The sequence below is a fragment of the Pseudanabaena sp. SR411 genome, from assembly GCF_002251945.1.
Lineage (GTDB): Bacteria > Cyanobacteriota > Cyanobacteriia > Pseudanabaenales > Pseudanabaenaceae > Pseudanabaena.
On record NZ_NDHW01000002.1, the window covers coordinates 1 to 4,952 of the forward strand.

General features: G+C 39.0%; 6 protein-coding genes and 1 pseudogene. 2 read left to right on the forward strand and 5 right to left on the reverse strand.

Annotated features, from left to right (window positions below):
- Window positions 1–674: hypothetical protein (locus B9G53_RS27035; RefSeq protein ID WP_176453029.1), on the forward strand; the 674-nt coding region annotated here is incomplete at its 5' end.
- A 72-nt stretch (window positions 675–746) separates the two neighbouring features.
- Here the strand turns inward: B9G53_RS27035 and B9G53_RS00015 are convergent.
- The gene (locus tag B9G53_RS00015) at window positions 747–2,012 is read right to left on the reverse strand and encodes a site-2 protease family protein (RefSeq protein WP_094528292.1); all 1,266 of its coding nucleotides are present in this window, start codon (window positions 2,010–2,012) and stop codon (window positions 747–749) included.
- A gap of 189 nt (window positions 2,013–2,201) precedes the next feature.
- Window positions 2,202–3,512 carry a CCA tRNA nucleotidyltransferase gene (locus tag B9G53_RS00020; RefSeq protein WP_094528293.1) on the reverse strand — a complete coding sequence of 437 codons (1,311 nt, stop codon included), beginning with the start codon at window positions 3,510–3,512 and terminating at the stop codon, window positions 2,202–2,204.
- A 57-nt stretch (window positions 3,513–3,569) separates the two neighbouring features.
- Here B9G53_RS00020 and B9G53_RS00025 point away from each other — a divergent pair, with 57 nt between their 5' ends.
- Window positions 3,570–3,824: a hypothetical protein gene (locus B9G53_RS00025; protein ID WP_094528294.1), complete on the forward strand. Its 255-nt coding sequence runs from the start codon at window positions 3,570–3,572 to the stop codon at window positions 3,822–3,824.
- Here B9G53_RS00025 and B9G53_RS27805 read toward each other — a convergent pair.
- The 3 genes and pseudogenes from B9G53_RS27805 to B9G53_RS28870 form a co-directional block, all read right to left on the reverse strand.
- On the reverse strand, window positions 3,814–4,272 hold the full coding sequence (locus B9G53_RS27805) for a hypothetical protein (protein ID WP_217901469.1): 459 nt from the start codon (window positions 4,270–4,272) through the stop codon (window positions 3,814–3,816). The genes B9G53_RS00025 and B9G53_RS27805 overlap by 11 nt on opposite strands.
- Before the next feature lie 85 nt (window positions 4,273–4,357).
- The gene (locus tag B9G53_RS27810) at window positions 4,358–4,615 is read right to left on the reverse strand and encodes a hypothetical protein (RefSeq protein ID WP_217901470.1); all 258 of its coding nucleotides are present in this window, start codon (window positions 4,613–4,615) and stop codon (window positions 4,358–4,360) included.
- 226 nt (window positions 4,616–4,841) lie between these two features.
- A pseudogene (locus tag B9G53_RS28870) lies at window positions 4,842–4,952 on the reverse strand (DDE transposase); the annotation flags it as partial.

Below are 4,952 nucleotides of genomic sequence, written 5' to 3' on the forward strand. Positions count from 1 at the left end.
CTTTGTTTGATGATTTTCCAGAAACATCATCACCAAGGTTTGAAGAGAATCAGTCAATTCCAGAATCTAGCCTAAATAATAATGGAGATTCAATTACCGCAAATTCTTTGTTTGATGATTTTCTAGAGCCATCACGCTTAAGTTCTCAACCCGTGCAAATCATTAATGATATAACTGAAAACTCTGATTTTTCGGATTCTCTATTCGATGACTTTATGAATGTGGGTTCAGCAAATAGTTATCGTGAGAGTGAAAATTTATCTATTGATCAAGTCAACCAAGAAACAAATTCAGCAAATACAGATGATGATTTGTTTGATAAGTTCTCCTCAAGCGATCGCACTGTTGTGGCATCTATAGAATCAGATATAACCGAATTGGAAAGTGATATCGAGTCAATTAAATCAAGAATTCCCAAACAAAATTTAGATAAATTGTTGCAGCTAATGGATGAGGAAGAAAAAACTGGACAATCTCAAACTATTAACAACGCTCTTGAGAAAGACAAAATCAAATTAGGCTCAGATCTTGGAGCGACGACCATAGAGCGGATATTAGGCAATATGGAAACTATTTCTCTCAATGGCTCAGATTCAAAATCTTCGTCACAACCTGCATCTAATTTTGTCACTTTAGAAGATTTTTCAGAAGATTTAAATTCTATCGGTTTCTAAGAAACAAACCTTACTGGGTTTGTTTCTTAATTTCCACAAAAGCACAAAATGGCGTTGCCATTTTGTGCTTTTTTATTGTTTCTCTGTTAACTGTTCGCAAATCTCGACTAAACGGAAGTTAGCAGGAAATTTCCCATCTACCTTAATTTGTTTGACATATTCTGAAGGAATGCGCCAAAGCAGTTTGCTATCCAGAGCTTTAATAATATCTCCGTGATCGATTACTCCAGCAACTGAACCCACAGGCGATCGCACAATTACATAACGCAATTGTTTTTGCTCCAGTAAATTCACAACCGTGGAAATTGGTGTTTTAAGCTCAACTGTGTCAATGTCATCTAAGGTTGTGACTAGAGATTGCAAGGACTTTGCTTGCCACTCACTACTATCAATATTGCGAATCGCGCCAGCCGAAATGATGCCGCGATCGCGACCATTGGAAGAAGCGATATAAATTGGATTTGCGTCTTTCTCTTCCATTAATAAAAATTTATCCGCAAATTCACGCAATGAGATTTCAGCATCAACTAGACGAAAATCTCTGGTCATCGCTGCTTCAGCATTAATATCAAGTAGAGCCTGTTGTAAATTGTTGAGATAGAGATAGCCACCCGCACTACCAAATAAGAACCATCCGATAAAGATCAAAAACAATCCACCGATAGGACTGCTGAACATGACCAATCCACCCAAAATCATCGTCAAGATCCCGCAAAACTGCCCCGATCGCGCAGCCCATCGGATACCTGTAAAGCGATCGCCTGTGAGTTTCCAAACCACAGCTTTGAGAATATGACCACCTTCAAAAGGTAGAGCAGGAATGAGGCTAAACACCCCAAAGATCAGATTGATGCGGGCAATATTCAGCGCAATCATTGTCCAAATAGTGCGAATACTGCCAATACTATCGGGTAAGGTTTCAATAGTTTTAGGATTGCTAGAAAAAATCACATCCCCTGCAATTAGCCAAGCTGCCGTAAATCCAATCACACTCAAAACTAAGCTCACCAAAGGTCCTGAGATCGCAATACTAAATACAGAGAAAGGATCTTTGGCTTCTTGTTCAACAGTATTAGCGCCACCCATGAATTGAATATTAATCGCGTTGATTTCTACGCCACGAGCCTTAGACATGACCACATGGGCAATTTTATTGAAGGCGATCGATAAAAAGAAAAGCATGGCGGTGATAGCGCCATAGCCTAGAGAAAAAGATGGTGATAGCTTCGTATAGGCAGCACTCAGCCAAACAGCTAGAAAGCCAAGGACGAGAAACCATGATGAATCAATGTAGATGGGAATGCCAGAAATGCTGCCGATGCGGATACCGCCTCTCATGATATGCCTGTCCTAAATTTTTGTACTGATTGGCGCTGAAAGCTTTTGATTACATTTTATCGCAATCATCAAAATGTTTAAGAATAAAGGCGTGCTTCGCACGCCTTTATTCTTATTCACCAAAGCGTAGTTACGCATTGGTGAATTAAAACCTGACAAAAAATGGCTCTACCATTTTTTGTCAGGTAATTACTCTTGGGTATGAAGATAGGCGATCGCATCTTCTTTGGTGTGAATTTCACGATCAATCATGGCAAATCTTAGGCGTTGTAATATTTCGCCCATTTGCTTACCTGCTGCATATCCAAGTTGCTGTAGATCTGCACCTGTTAAGGGAGACTTGACTAGTTGCCATTGGCTAAGATAGCACCAGACAATGCGCCGTTGAGCAGGTTCACATTTTACACCCGCCAAGATTAACGTCTGAGTGTCAAATTTTTGCAGACTTTGGGTGATATCTGACTTTTTTAAACCAATATTTTTTAAATTCGGCAAGTACATTGTTAGATCTGCTAATTTCTGCTGTCTTGTTTTTTGTTCAGGAGTTAATCCAAGATCTAATTGTGTCGCGATCTGATGGGGCAAGTAGGATAACAATAACTCCAAGCCTAGTGGCATCGGGGCATAATTTTGGGGTTCTAATCGATTGAGTAACTTGAGCCAATATTGCGATCGCCGCCATTGATGCTTAAACGAATTAGCTAAATCTGTGGGTAGTTTTAAATCTGGATGAACACATCGTAATGCACCCAATTTTTGCAACAATTCAAACATTTCTCCAGTCCTAGGCTCGGCAAGAGTATAAAGCAACTCCGATCGCAATCTAGCTCCACCGATCGCATCATGAATTCTACTTGAAGTAGTTGCCATGATTTCCCTGTAGGTTTCTGGGGCGATCGCCAAATCTAGGCGCACAGCAAACCGCACAGCCCGAAACAACCGACGCGGATCTTCGGCAAAGCTATTTTCACGAATGGCGCGTACCTGTTTATTGACTAAATCTGCTAGCCCATTAAAGCGATCAATTACTTCACCTTTAACTCCCAATTGCGGATCTAGTTCTATAGCTAGAGCATTCACCGTAAAATCGCGTCGCCACAGATCCTCTTCGAGAGTCGTCGCCATTACCTGTGGATTTGCACCAGCATAGGCATAAATCTCTCGTCGCGCTGTCGCCATGTCCATTTCAAAGTCTTGGGCAGCATCTTGCCAAATCAATACCGCTGTCTGAAATTTTTCATGGATTTGTAATTTTGATGCAGGAAAAAGCTGATGCAATGCGATCGCCACTTTTATTCCCGCTTGCTCAGCTCCATCGAAAACTAGATCTAGATCTTTAGGGAAAGGTAGTGTTTTTTGATTTTGCCTAACAATGGCATCGCGCACAATTCCACCAACCGCAAAAGCCCGTAAATTCAAATCATGGGCGATCTGTGCTGTTTGTAAAATAATTTGCCATTGCAAAGGACTAAAAAAATTGTTAAAATTTCGTAAATACATTCTTTTTAATTCTTTGCAACTGCTGACGGATCTATTTAATTTTCAACAAATTAGAGAATGGCTAAAAAATCTTGCCAAGCAAGATTTTGCAGAAGCGATGACAACACACATCATAATTCAATTACAGGGTCGGCAAATGAGATTGCCAGCGATTTGCTGGATAACTTTGAATGTGTAGATGTGTTTTGTTATTGGGATGAAGGAGTCAGAGAGCGCACATTAAGCACGGCTGAAAACTTTCGGCGTTTATGGGAAAATGAGACCCCGATGTTAGAACTTCTACAAATTTCTAACATCGGGGTTATAAATTAATTATAATATTTTTTCTGTTGCAAATCTGCGTATAAATTTGCTTAAGCTTACTAGGAGATTCAGGGAGATCAGCTTCCACAAATTCTTCAACTGGGGCATTTGGCACACCACTTAACTCATGTAAATCTCTTGTTTTTCTTATTAATAACGTAATTAATGAACCGCTTTGATTTAACGTAAAAATATCATCCTTGTCTAAAACTATTATTACTTTTTTAGTAGAAGCATGAAAAACAACTTGCCGCAACCTAGCATTTCCTATCGTTTGCTGTCTAGCTTGATTTCTTTTTGGGAAACTAGAAGCGCCATTTAAAGTGAAGAATATTCCTAATCCAGCATGAGTTAAACTAAATGTCATAATGCTACACATTCTTGCAAACTGGCTATCAGACAAACTGCTTTTAATTGCTTTAGATTCCAGAACTATGTCTCTTTGATTAAAATTCAAGAATAGAAATTCACAAATTTCTTTCCACTCCAGTGTATCTCCACCAATAACAAGCTCATATTGAGCAGAAGGAGAACGAAAACTTTTAATGTTTGTGTAACCTATCTAATCCACAAAAGCTAATCAAAGATATTTCTTCTAAAAGATATCCAGCATCTTGCTTTTCTTTTTTTGTAGGTCTAGGTAAATTTAGAAACACTCTAAGTTTAGAAAGATGTTCTTCTAAGATTAGATCTGGCGTATATAAATATGAGATCAAAGCATTAGCTTCAGTGCTAGTTTTGTTGACTAACTTTAAAGCTTCAATAGCTTGTTTGACTATTTGCTCTTGTGACAAACTCATACAAATTCAATAGGTTCGATTGCTGTAACCATAACATCAAAAGATAGTTCAGAATAATCTTCTACGTCATCTTCGCATAAAGGGCAATGCCAAGGAAGTTTTGGGAATCCAGTCCCGTATGGAATCGCTCCTGCTGGAACAGACTTATCGCAATTATGATAAAGTAAAGAGCTTTTAGTGTGTTCAGAAAGCCCTAAGACTGTCAGTATAGAACCCATTTGGTATCTTAGGAAGCCTTAGCGAGGCGCTTAAGCATAAGCCTGATAAAGCAAAGATGAATTCTCGCATTAGCATTGTCTAAAGTTCTGTCAAAGTTTTTGACCAGACTTTTACAACG

What these genes read in the sequence shown, in the direction of transcription:
- B9G53_RS27810 (WP_217901470.1), bottom strand. Translation starts at nt 4,615, where the DNA reads ATGAGTTTGTCACAAGAGCAAATAGTCAAACAAGCTATTGAAGCTTTA.
- B9G53_RS00025 (WP_094528294.1), top strand. Translation starts at nt 3,570, where the DNA reads ATGGCTAAAAAATCTTGCCAAGCAAGATTTTGCAGAAGCGATGACAAC.
- B9G53_RS00015 (WP_094528292.1), bottom strand. Translation starts at nt 2,012, where the DNA reads ATGAGAGGCGGTATCCGCATCGGCAGCATTTCTGGCATTCCCATCTAC.
- B9G53_RS00020 (WP_094528293.1), bottom strand. Translation starts at nt 3,512, where the DNA reads ATGTATTTACGAAATTTTAACAATTTTTTTAGTCCTTTGCAATGGCAA.